The 560-nt window shown below is 62.0% G+C and carries 1 protein-coding gene; it reads left to right on the top strand.

Annotated features, from left to right (window positions below):
- On the top strand, positions 1 to 560 hold a 560-nt coding region (locus ACT3T5_RS19610; RefSeq protein ID WP_444595335.1), incomplete at both ends, for a superoxide dismutase.

Here is a 560-nt window from a genome sequence, read left to right on the forward strand (position 1 = left end):
TACGACTACGGCGCGCTGGATCCCTCGATCTCCGGCAAGATCATGGAGCTGCACCACTCCAAGCACCACGCGACCTACGTCAAGGGCGCGAACACGGCGCTGGAGAAGCTGGCGGCGGCGCGGGAGTCCGGTGATTTCGCGACGGTGAACCAGTTCTCGAAGGATCTGGCGTTCAACCTCGGTGGTCACACGAACCACTCGATCTTCTGGAAGAACCTCTCGCCCGAGGGTGGCGACAAGCCCACCGGTGAGCTCGCGCAGGCGATCGATGAGTTCTTCGGGTCCTTCGATGGTTTCCGTGCGCACTTCACGGCGGCGGCTCTGGGGATCCAGGGTTCGGGCTGGGCTGTGCTGGCGTACGAGCCCCTCGGTGGGAATCTCGTGATCGAGCAGTTCTACGATCAGCAGAACGGTGTGCCGGTCGCGACGATCCCGCTGTTCCAGCTGGATATGTGGGAGCACGCGTTCTACCTGGACTACCAGAACGTGAAGGCTGATTACGTGAAGGCGATCTGGAACATCGTGAACTGGGCCGATGTCCAGAAGCGGTTCGAGACGGC

The organism is Brachybacterium sp. AOP3-A1-3, assembly GCF_052378285.1.
Lineage (GTDB): Bacteria > Actinomycetota > Actinomycetes > Actinomycetales > Dermabacteraceae > Brachybacterium.